Genomic DNA, 18057 nt, shown 5'->3' on the forward strand with positions numbered 1-18057 from the left:
TACACTATGGAAATTTCAGATATTCGCAACGAACTCGAGGCGATGGCGAAACGCCTCGAGAATTATCGCCAATCGCTCAACCTGACAGAGAAGCAGGCCCGCATCGCCGAGCTCGAGAACGAGATGACGTACCCAGACTTCTGGGACAGCCAAGAGAAGGCTCAGAAAGTCATCGACGAGTCGAACGCGCTCAAAGCGATGGTCGACAAATACCAAGAGCTCGCCGATGGGCATGAAGACGGCGAAGTCACGCTCGAACTGATCAAAGAAGAGCCGGACGCCGAGATGCAAGGTGAATTAGGAGAGATGGTCACGGCGCTCAAGGCCGATTTCGACGCGTTCGAACTCGAAATCCTCTTGAACGGACCGTACGACGCCAACAACGCAATCCTCGAGCTTCACCCGGGGGCGGGCGGTACCGAGTCGCAAGACTGGGCCTCGCTCCTGCTTCGGATGTACCAACGCTTCGCGGACAAGCAAGGCTGGAAAGTCGAGACGGTCGACTATCTGCCGGGCGAAGAAGCCGGCGTCAAGTCGGTCACGCTCCGCATCGTCGGGCATAACGCCTACGGCTACTTGAAGGCGGAGAAAGGGATTCACCGTCTCGTCCGCATCTCGCCGTTCGATTCGTCGGGCCGCCGCCATACGTCGTTCGTCTCGTGCGACGTCATGCCGGAATTCAATGACGACATCGAAATCGAAGTGAAGACCGAAGACCTCCGGATTGATACGTACCGCGCGTCAGGCGCCGGCGGTCAGCACATCAACACGACCGACTCGGCCGTCCGGATCACGCACGTGCCGACGGGCGTCGTCGTCTCGTGTCAAGCCGAGCGTTCGCAAATCAAGAACCGCGAAGCAGCGATGAAGATGCTCAAGGCAAAACTGTATCAACGCGAACTCGACGAGCAGCAACGCAAACTCGATGAGATCCGCGGCGAGAAGACAGACATCGGTTGGGGCAGCCAAATCCGTTCGTACGTCTTCCACCCGTACGCGATGGTCAAGGACCACCGCACGAGTTATGAAGTCGGGAACACGAGCGGCGTCATGGATGGCGACATCATGGGCTTCATCGACGCTTACCTCCGCAAGACAAATATGTGATGCAAGTGGCTCAAGGACTGACGTCTTTGGGCCACGTTGTATGTAGAGGAGAAAACCTTTAATGAAGCAAATCGTCAAAGACTATATCTATTTACTGACCGGGTCCGTCTTCGTCGCCTCGGCGTTCAGTTTATTCCTATTGCCGAACAACCTCGCCTCGGGCGGCGTCAGCGGGATCTCTATCATCACGTACGAGCTGTTCAACATCTCGCCAGGGGCGTTCCAGCTCGTGTCGAACGTGTTGCTCCTCCTCGTCGGCTGGATGATTCTCGGGCTAGGCTTCGGCGTGAAGTCACTCGTCGGGTCGATTTTTTTACCGGGCGTGATCTTATTTTATGAAGCGATTGACGCGGGTGCGGCTGTCAATGACACATTGCTCGCGGCCATTTTCGGCGGGGCCGGCGTCGGCATCGGTCTCGGGCTCATCTTCCGGGGACGGGCCTCGACCGGTGGGATGGATTTGCTCGCGCAAATCTTACATAAGTTCACTCACATCCCGCTCTACCTCTGTATCGCCATTCTCGACGGGGCAGTCGTCCTCGTCGCTGCTGTCACGTTCTCGTTCACGACGGGACTGTATGCACTGATCGCCCTCTTCATTACGATCAAGATGATCGACTTCGTCCAGCTCGGCTTCACGCAGGACAAGATGGCGTATGTCATCTCAGAAAAACGGGACGTCATCACGCGCGCCGTCTTCGATGAGCTTGACCGGGGTGCGACGGAGATTCAAGCAATCGGAGCGTATTCGCGACTCGAGCGCCCGATGCTCCTCGTCGTCGTCCGCCAGAACGAAGTGAGCCGGCTGAAAGAAATCATTCGCCGCATCGATCCTGACGCGTTCCTCATCTTCAGTGAGGCGCACGAGGTGATGGGGCAAGGGTTCACGTCGGACAAACGCTATATCAACGTTCCCTAAGTTGTGGAATCTTTGTGTATTTTTCGTGAGTTAGGTTAGAAAGCGGTTCATAACGGCTATAATGGTAAAAGTAGGTTATTTCTACAACTTAGGAGGGGAACCCTATTATGAAGAAATGGATGATGGCGATTGGACTTGGCGCCATGCTCACGCTCGGTGCGTGCGGCGGTGGCGATGAAGAAGAGTCGACGAGCAACGGGGACGGCGCCAACACGGCGTCGGTCGACGCGGAAGCGGTCTACGCACAAAACTGTGCGGCATGCCACGGTGCGAATCTAGAAGGAATGAGCGGTCCGAAACTAGCGGACGTCGGTTCACGTCTATCAGCTAGTGAAATTGAAGAAGTCATCAAAAACGGGAAAGGCGCTATGCCTGCGAACGTGATTGAGGACGAAGAAGAAATCACGGCTGTCGCCGCTTGGCTCGCCGAGAAAAAATAATCATGGGGAACCACGAGGCGACTCGTGGTTTTTTTGTTTCCTTCAATCTCGACTGAATCTGGATCGTCAGTGATTGAAGCAAGGGAGTTGCGAACGCGGATAGCTTTTGAATGTGCGTTTCATCATCTGTGTCCGAGTCGTGAAATCAATCTTCAACGCGACAATTTCACACCGAACTCAATCCAACTGAAACATTCCTGTAATGGTTATTTAAAAGTCCGATTGCTATAATTGTAGGCGCTTGAACTATATTGCCTGTCGCCTTTTTGGGTCAGGTTGGCACGAATAGGGTCCCTTGACAGGACGAGTGCTTATCGTGTAGAACAGAGGCTAGACGAAAATATTCACTTAACTAACTAATCCAGTCTTCGTCATAGATGTATGAAAAATATATAAAAAGGGTAGGGAATACGTTATGATCTCGATGCAAAAAGTCAGCAAAGTATATCCAAACGGCGTCGTCGCCGTCGATGACCTCGAGTTAGAGATTCAAGACGGCGAGTTCTTATACGTCGTCGGACCATCCGGCGCCGGGAAATCGACGTTTATGAAGATGATTTATCGGGAGGAGAAACCGTCGAGCGGTCTTCTTTTGATTGACGGGATTGACGTCGGCAAGTTGAAAAACCGCCACGTCCCGAAATTACGCCGTCAACTCGGCGTCATCTTCCAAGACTATAAGTTGTTACCGTCACTCACGGTATATGAGAACGTCGCGTTCGCTCTCGAAGTCGTACAGGCCGACACGAACACGATGCGCAAGCAGGTCATGGACGTGTTGAACCTTGTCGGACTGAAACACAAGGCGCGCAACTATCCGGATGAACTATCGGGTGGGGAGCAACAGCGTGTGTCGATCGCTCGTGCCATCGTCAATAAGCCAAAGCTCATCATCGCCGACGAGCCGACGGGTAACTTAGACCCGGACACGGCTTGGGGCATCATGGAAGTGTTCCAAGAGATTCACCGTCGCGGGGCAACCATCGTCATGGCGACCCACAACCGTGATATCGTCGACAAGATCCGCCATCGCGTCATCGCGATCGAGAACGGGAAAGTCGTACGCGATGAAGAGAAAGGAGCATATGGCTATGATATTTAAAAGTGGATTACGTCATCTGCGCGAAGGGTTCAAGGGAACACTACGCAACGGTTGGATGACATTCGCGGCCATCAGTGCCGTTACCATCACCTTGTTACTCGTCGGGGTATTCGCCCTCGTCATGTTCAACGTCAATGAGATTTCAGAGAACGTCGAGAGCGACGTCGAGATTCAAGTATTCGTCACCCGGACCGCGGAGGAAGCGAACGTCGAGAAGCTCGGTGAGAACTTAGAGCAGATTCCAGGCGTCGAATCGGTCACGTTCAGCTCGAAAGAGGATGAACTGGAGAACTTCCGCAACCAACTCGGGGAAGATGCGAACGCCTACGGGACGGTCGAGAAGGACAACCCGCTCCACGACCGCTATATCGTCAAGGCATCAGACCCGCTCAACACGGAGAAGGTCGCTGATGCGGTGCAATCGCTCGCTAACGTCGATAAGGTCACATATGGACAGGACTATATCGATAAGATGTTCGCCTTCTTCAACGGGATTCGCATCGGCGGACTCGTATTGATCGTCGGCCTCACGCTCATGGCGATGTTCCTCATCTCGAACACGATCAAGATGACGATTTTCTCACGCCGTCGCGAAATCGAGATCATGCGTCTCGTCGGAGCGAAAAACAGCTTCATTCGCTGGCCGTTCTTCATCGAAGGACTTCTCCTCGGTGTATTCGGTGCGCTCATCCCGATCGCCGTCATCTACTTCGGTTATGACGTCGCATATAGTGCTTTACAACCATCGCTAGATCAACTGAATAGTGATATATTTAAATTGATTGATCCATCGATTTTGACGACGCAAGTGTCACTCGTCCTCTTAGCGCTCGGTGCCTTCATCGGGATCTGGGGTTCGACGACATCGCTCGGTCGATTCTTGAAAGTCTAATCTAATTTAAATATGAGGAGGAGTTGGCGGATGAAACGTTCGCTTGCGCTTGGATTGAGTTTGACGCTACTTGCCTCGCCTGTATGGGCGACGGAGAAAGACACGCTGAAAGCACGACAAGATCGTTTATCCAATCAGTTGGAGGAATCCAAGAAAGCGCAAGATGAGACGGATGCCGAGCTCGAAGTCACCGAGGCGGAACGTGACGCGGTAACGACAGAAATCCGCGCCGTCAATGAACGTCTCGAAGGCTTAAGTGAACAGATCGCCGTCCAACAGGAAGAAGCGGACGCGGCGCGCACCGAGCTCGAGGAAACCCGTGATCAACTCACTGCCCAAGGGCAGTACCTCGAAAGCCAGAAGGCGCTCCTTAGTGAGCGTCTTCGTGTGCTTCAAGTACATGAGGACCAGTCCTATCTTCAAGTCGTCTTCGAGTCCCGTTCATTCGGAGACTTTGTGACGCGGTTATTGACCGCGCAGACGATCGCCGATCAGGACCGGGACCTCATACATAGTTACATGAGTGAAGTCGAGCGGCTCGAAGCGCTCGAAGCACGGCAGCGGACCCAGCTCTCGTTCCTTAAACAGAAAGAGCGGGAACTCGTCGTGACGAAACAGGCGCTCGACGTCGCCGCCGAACAAAAGCAGGGTTTGTTGTCGGAACTGAACGAACAAGTCGAACTGCTCGAGCTTGAGAAGATGAGCCGTGAAGAAGAACAGGCGCTCATGAGTGAGCAGAGCCGGATCATCGCCGGTCAACTCGAAGCGATCGCCCAAGCGGAGCGGGAAGCCGCCGCCCGCGCCGAGGCTGAAGCGAAGGCCAAGGCCCAAGCAGAAGCACAGGCAAGAGCCGAGGCAGAGGCGAGAGCACGAGCTGATGCCAAAGCGGAAGCGGACAAGCGGGCAGACGACAAAGCGCCAACCGCCCCAGCGCCTGCTCCAACAACCCCACCGCCTGCGGAAACCCCGACGAACGTGACGGGACCGGCGACCTCGTTCGTGCGGCCGGTATCCGGCTACGTGTCGAGCCCGTTCGGCCCTCGGCAAAACCCGCTCACGGGCGTGGCGGAGTCGCACCGTGGCATCGATCTCGTCAATGCGACCGGGACACCGATCGTCGCGGCGGCACCAGGCATCGTCATCAAGGCGGCCCCGGCGACCGGTTACGGCAACGTCGTCTTCGTGTCCCATATCGTTGGCGGAGAAGTATGGACGACCGTCTATGCCCATCTCGACGCGATTACGGTCACGTCGGGGCAAACTGTCGGAGCCGGACAGACCGTCGGTACGCTCGGCAACACGGGCTGGTCGACAGGCCCGCATCTCCACTTCGAATTACATCGCGGACAATGGGCGCCAGGGCAACCGAATGCGGTCGACCCGGGTCCATACATCGGTTACTGATGAGACGGACGTGTTCCAAATTTCTGGAACACGTCCGTTTTTCTGAACTTTTTGCTATACTGGATGAAAGACTGACAAAGAGAAATGAGGGACTACCCGTGAAAAATACAACCGCAGGATTACTAGCCGGTGCCACGTTCGTCGCCGGTGCCGGTGCTGGGCTCGCGACGATGGCGTTCACCGATACAGCGTTACCGATTCAACCGAAAGCGGAAGGCTGGGACAAAGTCGACCAAGTCCGACAATTGATCGAGACGCATTCGTTAAAGGATATCTCGGAAGAAGACTTGTTGACCGGTGCCCTCGACGGGATGACGGGAGCGCTCGACGACCCGTACTCGGACTTCCTCGACGCCGAAGAGACGTCACAGTTCACTGACTCGATCGAGTCGAGCTTTGAAGGAATCGGCGCGACTTTGGAGAAGAAAGGAGAAGACATCTTAATCGTCGCTCCAATCAAAGGCGCACCAGCCGAAGAGGCGGGTCTCCGGGCCGGAGACGTCATCACGGCGGTCGATGGGGAGTCGATTGAAGGGATGGCCGTCGAAGAGGCGGTCCAACTCATCCGTGGCGAGAAAGGGACCGTCGTCACCCTCACGATCCGTCGCGGCGGCCAAGAGGCCGACTATGAGATTACACGCGATACGATTCCGATCGAGACCGTCTATTCAGAAGTGAAAGAACAGGACGGCCAGAAAATCGGCTATATCGAGGTGACCCAGTTCTCTGAGCCGACGGCCGATGAGTTTTTGGAGCAGCTTGAGACGCTCGAGTCAGAAGACATAGATAGCCTTATCATCGACGTGCGCGGGAACCCGGGTGGCTTGCTTCCTGCCGTCATCGAGATGACCGAAGGGTTCGTCCCGACGAATAAACCGGTCGTCCAAATCGAGAACGCGGACGGGGAACGCGAGTCGCAGAGCGGCCGCGCCCGAGAAGCGAAGCCGTACGACTTGTTCGTCTTGACGGACGAAGGATCGGCGTCGGCATCTGAGATTTTGGCCGGGGCGCTCAAAGAAGGGGCCGGTGCCACGATTATCGGCAACAAGACGTTCGGAAAAGGGGTCGTCCAGACGGCGTTCGATTTAGAGGACGGCAGCAACTTGAAGCTGACGACGAGCAAATGGCTCACGCCGGACGGCAATTGGATTAACGAGAAAGGCATCGAGCCGGACGTCGAGGTCAATCAACCGGATTATTTCGGGGTGAACCGCATCCTCGCCGACACGGACTCGCTCAAAGTCGGCGACTACGGTGAGGCGGTGTCGAACCTGCACACGGTCTTGTCGGGCATCGGCTATGAGCCGGGCGGACAGCCGGGATATTACGGCGACACGATGGCCCGCGCCGTCAGCGACTTCCAAGCCGACAACAATTTACCGGAAGACGGGGTCGTCAATGAGGCGACGGCGTCGGCGCTCGAGTCACGCTTGCTCGAGGTGATTCAAGATGAGGCGAACGATGCCCAATTGAACCGAGCGCTCGAAGAAGCTGCAAAATAAGGATTAGGGAAAGGATTGGACAAGTGTGGACGTTCTACGAATGAGTTTTACTGCTTTGTTGACCTTGATTGGTAGTCCGCTACTCTGGGCGACGCTCGTCGCCCTCGCTTACATATCCATGACGCGCATCAAACGGGAGCGGGGCATGTTCCGCTCACGGCGACGTTCGCCGAAGTCGGACTGGCGCCATTTTGTATGGCCGAGCCTGTTGCTCGCCGTCATCGGTTCAGCCGCATTGATTTTGCTCGAGACGACCGTCAACTGGGAATGGCTCGTGACGTTCAGCGTGCTGTATGCGCTCATCGTCTTGACGATGCACCCACGTTTCAGCAGCCCGGCGTTCCCGTTCCTCCTCATGCTGACGGCGGTCGCGTTGCGTGACGTCATCGACTACGGCGCCGTCTCGGGCTGGATGGACCGGCTATCCGAGGTCGAGTGGCCGGTATATGCGCTCGTGTTCGGCGTCGTCACATTGGCGGAAGCGATTCTCTTACGTTGGAACGGGTCGATTGAGACGTCACCGACGCTCATCTTGTCCAAACGAGGTCAGTTCATCGGCGGACACGTCGTCAAACGGCTTTGGTTTTTCCCGCTCGTCGTCTTTTTGCCACCGTCGTTCGGTCTCGACATGCCGGTGCCGGTCATCTTGCCGATCCCAATCGGGGTCAGCCTGTTATCGACCGGGGCCTTGCCAGGGACGCTCCTCGGTCGCCTGAGCCTGTATCGCGGCTTGCTCGCGCTCGTCGCCCTCGGTTTGTTCGGGGCGTCGTACGTCATCGACGTGCCGTATGCGGCTTACGGCTTGCTCGTCGTGTTCGTCTTGTATGAGCTAGCGCTTCAAATGATCAAGCGAGAGAACCGCGGGACGACACCGGTGTTCATCAATGGCAACCGGGGCGCGGTCATCATCGACACGCTCCCGGGTTCGCCAGGTGAATCGATGCAGCTCATCCCGGGCGAGTCGATTTATAAAGTGAACGGGACGGTCATCACGGGCGGGAGCAGCTTCTATGAGGCGCTCCAGCTCCATAAGCCGTACATCAAGCTCGAGGTGCTCAACTTGAACGGAGATATCCGTTTCGTGCAACGGGCGATGTATGAGACTGACCCGCACGAGCTCGGCATCTTGTTCGTCGCCGAGCCGGCGAGTCCGCGTCTGCGGTTACGGAAATTATAAAAGGGAGCATCCTTGGCGGATGCTCCCTTTCGTGCGTTCGATTAAAGTTCAAGTTTCGATGGTTTGAAGCCCATCGTCGCTTCGACGGCGTGTTGCCAGCCTTTATACAGATTTTCGCGGTGTGCCTCGTCCATGTTCGGTTCGAACTGGTGGTCGAGTTTCCACTGCTGTTTAATCTCAGCTTGGTCTTTCCAGAACCCGACGGCGAGTCCGGCGAGGTAGGCGGCACCGAGGGCCGTCGTCTCGCTCACTTCCGGACGTTCGACCGGCACGTTCAAGATGTCCGCTTGGAACTGCATGAGGAAGTTGTTGTTGACCGCACCACCATCGACGCGGAGTGTCTTCAACTCGATGCCAGAATCTTGTTCCATCGCCGTCAAGACGTCGCGCGTCTGATAAGCGAGTGATTCGAGCGTCGCCCGGACGAAGTGTTCTTTCTCCGTACCGCGTGTGAGGCCGAAGATGGCACCGCGGACGTCCGAGTTCCAGTACGGGGCACCGAGACCGACGAAGGCAGGGACGACGTAGACGCCGTCAGTCGTTTCGACACGGTTGGCGTACTGTTCCGTATCTTTCGCCGACTTGAGCATGCGGAGTCCGTCACGGAGCCATTGGATGGCCGAACCAGCGACGAAGATCGATCCTTCGAGTGCGTATTCGACTTTGCCGCCGTAACCCCAAGCGATCGTCGTGAGCAACCCGTGGTCCGATTTAACGGCTTCTTCGCCCGTGCTCATGAGCATGAAGCAACCTGTCCCGTACGTATTTTTCCCTTCGCCAGACTCGAAGCAAGCTTGACCGAAGAGGGCAGCCTGTTGGTCACCGGCCGCACCGGCAATCGGGACTTCGAATCCGAAGAAGTGGTACGGGATTGTGTTGGCATATACTTCACTCGACGGTTTGACTTCTGGGAGCATCGATTTTGGTACCGTCAAAATCTCGAGGAGCTCATCGTCCCACTTCTGCTCATAGATGTTGTACATGAGCGTCCGTGAGGCGTTCGAGTAATCCGTGACGTGGGCGTGACCGCCTGAGAGTTTCCAGATGAGCCATGTGTCGATCGTCCCGAAGAGGAGGTCGCCGGCTTCCGCTTTCTCGCGCGCACCTTCGACGTTGTCGAGAATCCATTTGACTTTCGTTCCTGAGAAGTAGGCGTCAATCAAGAGGCCTGTCTTGTCGCGGAACAAGTCCCCGTGTCCGGCCGCGTTCAGCTCGTCACAGATGCCAGCCGTTTGCCGCGATTGCCAGACGACCGCGTTATAGACTGGGCGTCCTGTCGACTTCTCCCAGACGACGGCCGTTTCCCGTTGGTTCGTGATTCCGATGGCCGCGATCTCTTTTGGATCGATATCAGCCGACCCGAACGCCTCGGCCATGACGGCGAGGACAGAACCCCAAATCTCGTTAGCGTTATGTTCGACCCAGCCCGGTTTCGGGAAGTATTGTTTGAACTCACGTTGCGCGACCGTGACGATTTTCCCGTCATGGTCGAAGATGATGGCCCGTGAACTTGTCGTTCCTTGGTCAAGTGCTAAGATATAACGTTTTTCTTTCTCCATATGAGAGTGCCTCCTTAGAAATTAGAAAGATTATGGGACAAGAATGCCGTAAACCAATGCGGCGATGACCGCCCCGATGATTGGTCCGACGACCGGAATCCATGAATAGCCCCAGTCCGACGTCCCTTTGCCTTTGATTGGAAGAATCGCATGCGCAATCCGCGGCCCGAGGTCACGTGCCGGGTTGATGGCATATCCCGTTGTACCACCAAGTGAGAGACCGATCGAGACAACGAGGAAACCGACGATGAGCGGATTCAAGCCGTCCGTGAACGTGTTGGCCCCGAATGACAAAATTCCGAAGACGAGAACGAACGTACCAATGATTTCCCCGATCAAGTTGAACGGCGTGCTACGAATCCCTGGTGCGGTCGAGAAGGTGGCCAGTTTGGCACCCGGATCGTCGGTCACATCATAGTGCGGTTTGTAGTGCACGAACACGAGGACGGCCCCGATGAACGCCCCGATAAACTGTGCCAAGATGTAGGCTGGCACATCAGCCCAAGGGAATGAGCCTGCTGTCGCGAGCCCGACCGTGACGGCAGGGTTCAAGTGCGCCCCTCCGTAGATTCCGGCTGCGTATACCCCGATCATAACAGCGAAGCCCCAACCGAACGTGATGACGACCCAACCTGCGTTCTCCGCTTTCGAATGACGGAGGACGACGCCGGCGACGACACCGTTACCGAGCAAGATGAGTAGCATTGTACCAATAATTTCGCTGACGAATGCTGACATGTGATACTCCCTTCCTTCCATATTAAATTTGGCTTACCACTTCATTATATGCCCCAAATGTAAGCGTTTCAAAACCGAATATGCAAAAAAAGCCACTTTTCTTATGAAAAGTGGTTTTGATTGACAATACGCCGTTTGAAGTCGAGTCCAATCCCGACAAGAAAAGCGAGCAGGACCGCCAAACTGACGTACGCGAGCGGCGCATAGACGGCGGCACCAAGATCGAGCGCGATTGAGGTGATGACGGCCATATACAACCAGGCGAGTCGGTTAGAGATCTCTTTATCGTGATAGCGATTCGTGAGCGTGGCGCCGAACGGGGCCCCGATGAAAGCGCCGATGACCAACGCGAGCGGTGTCACGTAGTCGAGCGACAGCGATGGGAGATAACCGACGAGTCCGCCGAGCGAGATGAACAGGACGGCAGCCAGGCTCGTCCCGACCCCGCGATGTGTCGAGAAGCCGAGCCAACTGACGAGGAGCGGGACGATGATGAAACCGCCACCGATACCGAGCAGCGCCGACAACAGCCCGGCCATCATCCCGATGACGAGGGCGGCAAGCAGCGATGATTTTTTCGGCTTCTGCGGTTTAGATGTTTTCTTTAATAGCGTAACGGCAAAATAAGATAGGATAGCCAGATAAAATAGATTGAGCAACCAGTCATACGTGCCCGAGATCGAGAGGACGAGCCGGCTCGACAGCTGCGCCGTGACTGCACCGGCCAAGCCGACCGTGATGCCTGTTGACCAGGACACGTTGCCGAGCGACGTATGTTTCTTGGCGCCGGACAGGCTCGTCCCGACGACGAATAGGAGCGACGTGGCGACGGCCTCGGCCGCCGAATATCCACTAAAGAGCAACACTGGGACGATGATGACCCCGCCGCCGATGCCGAAGAAGCCGGACAAGGCGCCGACGACGGCACCGAGCGGGAGAAAGAGAAGCGACCACATGACGACCAACTCGTTTCTGTTTAGATTCACTCTCCATGATAACGAAAAGCGGAACGATTTGGGAAGCGTGTCAGAAGCGAATATTTGTTCGTGTATGTGATATAATCAAGCCAATATGCAAGGTAAAGAAAGCGAGGAATATACATGGATAAGATTAGCGTTCCGTTCGACTTACATTCAGAATATAAGCCGGCCGGCGACCAACCGGAAGCGATTCGTCAGCTCGTCGAAGGAATCAATCGCGGCGACCGGTATCAGACGTTGCTCGGTGCGACCGGCACCGGGAAGACGTTCACCGTATCGAACGTCATCCAAGAAGTGAAGAAGCCGACGCTCGTCTTGGCCCACAACAAGACGCTCGCCGGACAGCTCTACTCCGAGTTCAAAGAGTTCTTCCCGAACAACGCCGTCGAATACTTCGTCAGTTATTACGACTACTATCAGCCGGAGGCGTATGTGCCGTCGACCGACACGTTCATCGAGAAAGATGCCTCGATTAACGATGAGATCGATAAACTCCGCCACTCGGCGACATCGGCCTTGTTCGAGCGGGACGACGTCATCATCGTCGCCTCCGTCTCCTGTATTTACGGTCTCGGTAACCCGGAAGAGTATAACAGTCTCGTCTTAAGTCTCCGCGTCGGCAAAGAGATGGGGCGCGACCAGATGCTCCGCAAACTGATCGACATTCAATATGAACGGAACGATATCGATTTCCAGCGCGGCCGTTTCCGTGTCCGCGGGGATGTCGTCGAGATTTTCCCGGCGTCACGTGACGAGCAGTGCTTGCGCGTCGAGTTTTTCGGTGACGAAATCGACCGCATCCGCGAGATGGACCCCCTCACCGGAGAGATTATCGCCGACCGGGAGCACGTCTCGATCTTCCCGGCGTCCCACTTCGTCACTCGTGACGAGAAGTTGCAAAAAGCAATCGTCAACATCGAGGCCGAGCTCGAACAGCAGCTCGAAAAGTTCCGCGAAGAAGGCAAACTGCTTGAAGCACAGCGCCTCGAACAACGGACGAACTATGACCTCGAGATGATGCGCGAGATGGGCTACTGTTCAGGCATCGAGAACTATTCACGTCATTTGAACTTGACGGAGGCAGGGGCGACGCCGTACACGCTCATCGACTACTTCCCGAAAGACTTCTTGCTCATCGCTGATGAGTCGCACGTGACGCTCCCGCAAGTGCGCGGCATGTACAACGGCGACCAGGCCCGGAAACAAGTGCTCGTCGACCACGGTTTCCGTCTCCCTTCGGCCAAAGACAACCGACCACTCAAGTTCGACGAGTTCGAGAAGAAGTTGTCGCAAGCGATCTTCATCTCGGCGACACCGGGTCCTTACGAGCTTGAACATACACCGAACATGATCGAACAGATCATCCGGCCGACGGGTCTACTCGACCCGACGATCGAGATTCATCCGATTAAAGGACAGATCGACTACTTGATGGATCAGATTCGCGACCGCATCAAACAGGACGAACGCGTCCTCGTGACGACGCTCACGAAAAAGATGGCCGAGGATTTATCGGACTATCTGCGTGAAGCGGGCATCAAGGTCAACTATATGCACTCGGAAATCAAGACGCTCGAGCGGATTGAGATTATCCGTGACCTGCGTCTCGGGAAATACGACGTCCTCGTCGGAATCAACTTACTGCGGGAAGGACTAGACATCCCGGAAGTGAGTCTCGTCACGATTCTAGACGCCGACAAGGAAGGGTTCCTCCGTTCGGACCGATCGCTCATTCAGACAATCGGGCGGGCGGCGCGGAACTCGAACGGGCACGTCATCTTGTTCGCTGATAAGATGACCGACTCGATGACGCGCGCGATTGAAGAGACCGACCGTCGTCGCTCGATTCAAGAAGCTTATAATGAAGAACACGGCATCACGCCGCAGACGATCCGTAAAGAAGTACGCGGCGTCATCCGCGCGACGGTCGACGCCGAGGAGGATGTGCTCGAATCACTCAGCTCGATGAAGCCGGCTGAACGTGAGGAAGCCATCGCCAAGCTAGAAGAAGAAATGAAACAAGCGGCCCGCGACCTCCAGTTCGAACGGGCGGCCGAATTGCGTGACTTAATCTTGGAGTTGAAGGTAGGGAATTAAATGGCTGAAAAGAAAAATGCGATCGTCATCAAAGGGGCGCGCGTCAACAACTTGAAAAACATTGATATCGATATTCCACGGGACCAGCTCGTCGTCTTGACGGGCTTGTCCGGTTCCGGTAAATCGTCACTCGCGTTCGACACCATCTACGCCGAGGGGCAGCGCCGTTACGTCGAGAGTCTATCGGCCTACGCCCGTCAATTCCTCGGACAGATGGACAAACCGGACGTCGATACGATTGAAGGGCTGAGCCCGGCCATCTCGATCGACCAGAAGACGACGAGCCGTAACCCGCGCTCGACCGTCGGGACGGTGACGGAAATCTATGACTACTTACGTCTTTTGTTCGCTCGCATCGGGAAACCGGTCTGTCCGCGTCACGGTATCGAAATCTCGAGCCAGACCATCTCACAGATGGTCGACCAAGTGATGGAGCTGCCGGAGAAGACGCGCCTGCAAATCCTGGCGCCAATCGTCTCGGGCCGCAAAGGGACGCACGTCAAAGTGTTCGACTCGCTCAAAAAGGAAGGGTTCGTCCGCGTTCGTGTCAACGGCGAGACGATTGAACTGACCGATGAGATCGAGCTTGATAAGAATAAGAAACATTCGATCGAAGTCGTCGTTGACCGTCTCGTCGTCCGCGCTGACGTCGAAGGTCGTCTTGCTGACTCGCTTGAGACGGCGCTTCGTCTTGCCGACGGTCGGGCCATCATCGATAAGATGGACGGCACCGAGCTCTTGTTCAGCGAACATCACGCTTGTCCGATTTGTGGGTTCTCGATTGGCGAACTCGAGCCGCGCATGTTCTCGTTCAACTCACCGTTCGGCGCCTGTCCGACGTGTGACGGGCTCGGTACGAAACTCGACGTCGACCCGGAACTCGTCATCCCAGATCCATCGAAGACGCTGAAGGAAGGCGCGATCGTCGCCTGGCAGCCGACGAGTTCGCAGTATTATCCGCAACTGCTCGCCTCGATGTGTAAACACTTCGACATCGACATGGATGTGCCGTTCGAACGCCTGTCCAAGCGGGACCAAGACCTCGTCTTGCACGGAACGGATGAAGAGTCGTTCTTGTTCCGTTACGAGAACGATTTCGGACAAGTCCGGACGAACACGATCTTCTTCGAAGGGGTGCTCCGCAACATCGAGCGCCGCTATAAAGAGACGACGTCCGATTATATCCGTGAACAGATGGAGACGTACATGGCGACCCACGCATGTCCGACATGTAGCGGCTACCGTTTGAAAGAAGAGACGCTCGCCGTCAAGATCACGGGTCACCATATCGGCCAAGTGACGAACTTGTCGGTCGTCAACGCCATCGATTTGTTCGATTCGATCATGACGGAACTGAGCGAGAAAGATATCGCCATCGCCCGTCTCATCTTGCAAGAGATTTGTGAGCGGCTCAGCTTCTTGAACAACGTCGGTCTCGACTATTTGACGCTCTCTCGCGCCGCCGGGACACTCTCGGGCGGGGAAGCACAGCGGATTCGTCTCGCCACGCAAATCGGTTCGCGGCTCACGGGCGTCCTATACGTCCTCGATGAACCGTCAATCGGGTTGCACCAACGCGACAACGACCGCTTGATTGCGACGCTCAAACAGATGCGCGATATCGGCAACACGCTCATCGTCGTCGAGCACGATGAGGACACGATGATGGCAGCCGATTATTTGATCGACATCGGACCGGGCGCCGGCGAACACGGTGGAGAAGTCATCGCTGCCGGGACGCCGAAGCAGCTCATGAAGAACCGAAAGTCGCTCACGGGCCAATATCTGTCCGGTAAGAAGTTCATCCCGCTCCCGGCCGAACGCAAAGTGCCGGATGAGCGCTTCTTGAAAATCTTGAAGGCGGAAGAGAACAACTTGAAAGGGGTCGATGTCTCGATTCCGCTCGGCATGTTCATTGCCGTCACCGGTGTCTCCGGTTCCGGGAAATCGACGCTCATCAACGAGATACTGTATAAATCGCTCGCCCATCACATCAACCGGGCCAAGGCAAAGCCAGGGAAGCATAAGAAGATTGAAGGACTCGACCATATCGATAAAGTCATCGATATCGACCAGTCGCCAATCGGACGGACGCCACGGTCGAACCCGGCAACGTATACTGGCGTATTCGATGATATCCGTGACGTGTTCGCGTCGACGAACGAGGCGAAGATGCGCGGCTATAAGAAAGGCCGCTTCAGTTTCAACGTCAAGGGCGGACGCTGCGAGGCGTGCCGCGGGGACGGAATCATCAAAATCGAGATGCACTTCTTGCCGGACGTCTACGTCCCGTGTGAAGTGTGTCACGGGAAACGCTATAACCGCGAGACGCTCGAAGTGAAGTACAAAGGCAAGACGATTGCCGACGTGCTCGATATGACGATCGAGGAAGGGCTCGACTTCTTTGACAAGATTCCGAAAATCAAGCGCAAGATTCAGACGATTTATGACGTCGGTCTCGGCTATATGAAACTCGGGCAACCGGCGACGGAACTGTCTGGTGGGGAAGCGCAGCGCGTCAAGCTCGCCTCTGAGCTCCATAAGCGATCGACCGGCAAGACGATTTATATTTTGGACGAACCGACGACAGGACTTCATGTCGATGATATCGCCCGGTTGTTGAAAGTGCTGCAACGCCTCGTCGAGAACGGGGACACGGTGCTCGTCATCGAGCATAACCTCGATGTCATCAAATCGGCCGACTACTTGATCGACCTCGGACCTGAGGGCGGTGACGGTGGCGGGACAATCGTCGCGACCGGCACTCCGGAAGAAGTCGCTGAAGTGGCGGCCTCGTATACCGGCAAGTATTTGAAGCCGGTGTTAGAACGGGATTCGGCCCGAGCGAAACCAAAAGCAGGAAAACGGAAGTAAGGTATAGAAATGATGAGAAACGGGAACATGATTGACGTGTAACCAAATCGAAGGGGGAAACGAACAGTGAAACAAGAAATGCGTGAACTGATTCTCCAGCAAGTGAAAGATGGAAAGCTGACGATTGAAGAGGGCATGACCCAACTCGAACGACTGGAACGGCTCGAACCGGAGCGCGTCCAAGCGCTCGAGGAACGTCAAGAGACGGAGAAGGTCGATGCGTATTCGGTCGAGTCGCTCACGACGAAACTGACGTCGGCCGTCGAAGGACTCGTGACGAAACTTCGTGACAGCGACTTCACGTTCAGCTCGAACTTCGGACCGGAAGTGACATATTCGAAATCGTTCCCGTTCACCGGGAAAGACATCTCGCTCGACTTGTTCAACGCCTCGGCGACCATCGTCTCATCGGACAACGATGAGTGCGAACTGATCGTCACCGGCCGTCCGCTCCGTCAACAAGACGCGGATAAGGCGCTCGAACAGCTCCAGTCGGCGGTCAAGCACTCGGTCATCGGCGACCGTCTCGTCGTGTCGCTCCGTGACAAGCTCGTCCGGGCCCACGTCGAACTGTACGTCCCGCATCATCATTTCGATCACCTGCACGTGCAGACGCTCAACGGGGAAGTCCGTGCGGACGGCCTCGACGTTGAGAGCGTCCGCATCCAGACGGCGAACGGCCGGGTCGTGCTCCATGATGTGCACGCCTCAGAGCTGCTCCTCAATACGGGGAACGGTACGGTCGAGGTCGAAGCGGTCGAGTCAGAACTCGTCCACGTCCGGACCGGCAACGGTGCCGTCATCGTGAACGGGAAATATGACAAGGCATCGCTCAAGACCGGCAACGGGAATATCAGGGCCGAACTCGCGACGGCCCGTCCGGCCAAGTTCGAACTCGTCTCGCTCGCCGGCAACATCCGCCTCGTCTTACCACACGGCGTTGAGGTCGAAGGGGAACTCGAGACGAACTTCGGTGGTCTCCACTGTAACTTGGACGAGCTCGAGTTGATCCGTGACCGGAAAGACGTCGCCCAACGTCGTCTTGAATTCTTGTCGGGACGCGGTCAGACCCCGCGCATCGAAGTCGAGGCCGGAACACGTACCGGTACAATCGACCTCGAACACGGCTCGCTCCACACACCGTCGACGTTCCTCGAAGAGGACAAGCATGAACCGGTGGAACCGATCGACCCGGTCGACCCGGTCAATCCGGCCGACTTGAACAACCCGTTCCATCAGCAATGACCGACAACCCGAAGGCCTCTC

General features: G+C 56.0%; 14 protein-coding genes. 11 read left to right on the forward strand and 3 right to left on the reverse strand.

Going from position 1 to position 18057, the window contains the following annotated elements; translation table 11 throughout:
* Positions 1-6 precede the first annotated feature (6 nt).
* The 8 genes from prfB (at position 7) to KNP85_RS03105 (ending at position 8543) form a co-directional block, all read left to right on the forward strand.
* Entirely contained in the window at positions 7-1107 is a 1101-nt protein-coding gene (gene prfB, locus KNP85_RS03070) for a peptide chain release factor 2 (RefSeq protein ID WP_021065414.1), read from the forward strand.
* Positions 1108-1168: 61 nt separating this feature from the next.
* The gene (locus tag KNP85_RS03075) at positions 1169-2026 is read left to right on the forward strand and encodes a YitT family protein (RefSeq protein ID WP_021065415.1); all 858 of its coding nucleotides are present in this window, start codon (positions 1169-1171) and stop codon (positions 2024-2026) included.
* A gap of 107 nt (positions 2027-2133) precedes the next feature.
* Positions 2134-2466, forward strand: coding sequence for a cytochrome c551 (gene cccB / locus KNP85_RS03080; RefSeq protein WP_029595036.1), 333 nt, complete (start codon positions 2134-2136; stop codon positions 2464-2466).
* 415 nt (positions 2467-2881) lie between these two features.
* Entirely contained in the window at positions 2882-3568 is a 687-nt protein-coding gene (gene ftsE / locus KNP85_RS03085; protein WP_021065417.1) for a cell division ATP-binding protein FtsE, read from the forward strand.
* Complete coding sequence (gene ftsX / locus KNP85_RS03090) at positions 3558-4460, forward strand: permease-like cell division protein FtsX (RefSeq protein ID WP_214801290.1); 903 nt, start codon at positions 3558-3560, stop codon at positions 4458-4460. The genes ftsE and ftsX overlap by 11 nt, the downstream gene beginning before the upstream one ends.
* Positions 4461-4490: 30 nt before the next feature.
* Complete coding sequence (locus KNP85_RS03095; protein ID WP_214801293.1) at positions 4491-5864, forward strand: murein hydrolase activator EnvC family protein; 1374 nt, start codon at positions 4491-4493, stop codon at positions 5862-5864.
* Positions 5865-5962: 98 nt separating this feature from the next.
* Positions 5963-7366 carry a S41 family peptidase gene (locus KNP85_RS03100; RefSeq protein WP_214801296.1) on the forward strand — a complete coding sequence of 468 codons (1404 nt, stop codon included), beginning with the start codon at positions 5963-5965 and terminating at the stop codon, positions 7364-7366.
* 40 nt (positions 7367-7406) lie between these two features.
* Positions 7407-8543 (forward strand): PDZ domain-containing protein, encoded by a 1137-nt coding sequence (locus KNP85_RS03105; protein WP_214801299.1) that lies wholly within the window; start codon positions 7407-7409, stop codon positions 8541-8543.
* A 41-nt stretch (positions 8544-8584) separates the two neighbouring features.
* Here KNP85_RS03105 and glpK read toward each other — a convergent pair whose 3' ends face one another.
* From glpK to KNP85_RS03120, 3 genes are all read right to left on the reverse strand, one after another.
* Positions 8585-10102 carry a glycerol kinase GlpK gene (gene glpK, locus KNP85_RS03110; protein ID WP_214801301.1) on the reverse strand — a complete coding sequence of 506 codons (1518 nt, stop codon included), beginning with the start codon at positions 10100-10102 and terminating at the stop codon, positions 8585-8587.
* A 30-nt stretch (positions 10103-10132) separates the two neighbouring features.
* On the reverse strand, positions 10133-10840 hold the full coding sequence (locus tag KNP85_RS03115; RefSeq protein ID WP_029334585.1) for an MIP/aquaporin family protein: 708 nt from the start codon (positions 10838-10840) through the stop codon (positions 10133-10135).
* A 101-nt stretch (positions 10841-10941) separates the two neighbouring features.
* Positions 10942-11826 (reverse strand): sulfite exporter TauE/SafE family protein, encoded by an 885-nt coding sequence (locus tag KNP85_RS03120; protein ID WP_214801304.1) that lies wholly within the window; start codon positions 11824-11826, stop codon positions 10942-10944.
* Positions 11827-11940: 114 nt separating this feature from the next.
* On the opposite strand from KNP85_RS03120, the gene uvrB reads away from it, so the two are divergent.
* The 3 genes from uvrB to KNP85_RS03135 all read left to right on the forward strand — a co-directional run bounded on the left by uvrB (position 11941) and on the right by KNP85_RS03135 (position 18036).
* Entirely contained in the window at positions 11941-13917 is a 1977-nt protein-coding gene (gene uvrB / locus KNP85_RS03125; protein WP_021065425.1) for an excinuclease ABC subunit UvrB, read from the forward strand.
* A complete protein-coding gene (gene uvrA / locus KNP85_RS03130) occupies positions 13918-16791 on the forward strand; it encodes an excinuclease ABC subunit UvrA (RefSeq protein ID WP_214801306.1) in 2874 nt (957 codons plus the stop codon).
* Positions 16792-16857: 66 nt separating this feature from the next.
* Positions 16858-18036, forward strand: a complete 1179-nt coding sequence (locus tag KNP85_RS03135; RefSeq protein ID WP_021065427.1) for a DUF4097 family beta strand repeat-containing protein — start codon at positions 16858-16860, stop codon at positions 18034-18036.
* The last annotated feature ends 21 nt before the right edge of the window (positions 18037-18057 follow it).

The sequence above is a fragment of the Exiguobacterium sp. s194 genome, from assembly GCF_018618275.1.
Lineage (GTDB): Bacteria > Bacillota > Bacilli > Exiguobacteriales > Exiguobacteriaceae > Exiguobacterium > Exiguobacterium chiriqhucha.

Coding starts and splice junctions, on each gene's coding strand:
- KNP85_RS03075 (WP_021065415.1), top strand. CDS start 1,169: ATGAAGCAAATCGTCAAAGACTATATCTATTTACTGACCGGGTCCGTC.
- KNP85_RS03105 (WP_214801299.1), top strand. CDS start 7,407: ATGAGTTTTACTGCTTTGTTGACCTTGATTGGTAGTCCGCTACTCTGG.
- ftsE (WP_021065417.1), top strand. CDS start 2,882: ATGATCTCGATGCAAAAAGTCAGCAAAGTATATCCAAACGGCGTCGTC.
- KNP85_RS03095 (WP_214801293.1), top strand. CDS start 4,491: ATGAAACGTTCGCTTGCGCTTGGATTGAGTTTGACGCTACTTGCCTCG.
- uvrB (WP_021065425.1), top strand. CDS start 11,941: ATGGATAAGATTAGCGTTCCGTTCGACTTACATTCAGAATATAAGCCG.
- uvrA (WP_214801306.1), top strand. CDS start 13,918: ATGGCTGAAAAGAAAAATGCGATCGTCATCAAAGGGGCGCGCGTCAAC.
- ftsX (WP_214801290.1), top strand. CDS start 3,558: ATGATATTTAAAAGTGGATTACGTCATCTGCGCGAAGGGTTCAAGGGA.
- glpK (WP_214801301.1), bottom strand. CDS start 10,102: ATGGAGAAAGAAAAACGTTATATCTTAGCACTTGACCAAGGAACGACA.
- KNP85_RS03115 (WP_029334585.1), bottom strand. CDS start 10,840: ATGTCAGCATTCGTCAGCGAAATTATTGGTACAATGCTACTCATCTTG.
- cccB (WP_029595036.1), top strand. CDS start 2,134: ATGAAGAAATGGATGATGGCGATTGGACTTGGCGCCATGCTCACGCTC.
- prfB (WP_021065414.1), top strand. CDS start 7: ATGGAAATTTCAGATATTCGCAACGAACTCGAGGCGATGGCGAAACGC.